This window comes from Protofrankia symbiont of Coriaria ruscifolia, assembly GCF_900634745.1.
In the GTDB taxonomy this organism is placed as follows: Bacteria; Actinomycetota; Actinomycetes; order Frankiales; family Frankiaceae; genus Protofrankia; species Protofrankia californiensis.
Window position 1 is genome coordinate 4,812 of sequence record NZ_CAAAFR010000104.1, and the last position, 1,334, is coordinate 6,145.

General features: G+C 56.0%; 1 rRNA gene (only partly in view). It reads right to left on the minus strand.

Features of this window, described 5'->3' with window-relative positions:
* Window positions 1–900: ribosomal RNA gene (locus CV1CTNOD_RS13290) — 16S ribosomal RNA — on the minus strand; it reaches 761 nt to the left of the window's first position.
* Between the last annotated feature and the right edge of the window lie 434 nt (window positions 901–1,334).

Consider the following 1,334-nt stretch of genomic DNA (forward strand, 5'->3'; position numbering starts at 1 on the left):
CCTTGCGGCCGTACTCCCCAGGCGGAGTGCTTAACGCGTTAGCTACGGCACCGCAGGGGTCAAAACCCGCGACACCCAGCACTCATCGTTTACGGCGTGGACTACCAGGGTATCTAATCCTGTTTGCTCCCCACGCTTTCGCGTCTCAGCGTCAGTCAATGTCCAGGAAGCCGCCTTCGCCACCGGTGTTCCTCCTGATATCTACGAATTTCACCTCTACACCAGGAATTCTGCTTCCCTCTCCATCACTCAAGGCCCTCAGTTTCGGATGCAGTTCCCGAGTTGAGCTCGGGGCTTTCACGTCCGACTTGGGGGCCCGCCTACACGCGCTTTACGCCCAGTAATTCCGAGCAACGTTTGCACCCTCTGTCTTACCGCGGCTGCTGGCACAGAGTTAGCCGGTGCTTTCTAAAGGGATACCGTCAAGAACCAGGCAGTTACTCCCAGCTTTTTTCTTCTCCCTCAACAGAGCTTTACAACCCGAAGGCCTTCATCACTCACGCGGCGTCGCTGGATCAGGCTTGCGCCCATTGTCCAATATTCCCCACTGCTGCCTCCCGTAGGAGTCTGGACCGTGTTTCAGTTCCAGTGTGGCTGATCATCCTCTCAGACCAGCTACCCGTCTTCGCCTTGGTAAGCCGTTACCTTACCAACTAGCTGATGGGCCGCAGACTCATCCTCAAGTGCTAGCTTCCAAGGAGAGGCCAGCTTTGACCGTTGCCGGTGTTATGCGGTATTAGCGTTCCTTTCGAAACGTTATCCCCCGCTCAAGGGTAGATTATCTACGTGTTACGCACCCGTGCGCCACTTTACCGGGGCCGAAGCCCTTTCTCGTGCGACTTGCATGTGTTAAGCGCGCCGCTAACGTTCGCTCTGAGCCAGGATCAAACTCTCCAGTTAAAACTGTGAGCATTTGACCTTCCCCAGCTTCATTCCATGAGCTCTCACTCCTGGCAGCCAGCTGGTTCTGGCGTTCGTTGCTTGCAAGGTTGTTGGCGTTTTGTTGCCAACGGGACCCGCCATTTCTTCAGACTCCATCTTCTTGCGAAGATGAGCCTAATGGCTGTGTTCCGATTCAGTTTTCAGAGAGCGACCTGACTGCAAACGCAGCGCTGGTTTCGTTTCTTTTTTTCAGCGCCCCGTCGCAACCGGGAGCGGCGAAATACGTGTCCCTGGCCTCCGTGTCAACAGAATCGTCTTCGTGCTCTGAAATTTGGCGTGAGGCCCGCTATACGCGGGGTACACGCCCTTTCGCCTCAAAACATCCGACCTTGGATCACATGCCGTGGCTCGGCGGGACTCGAGGAACGAGGCGCCAAAAAGAACGAGTGGGC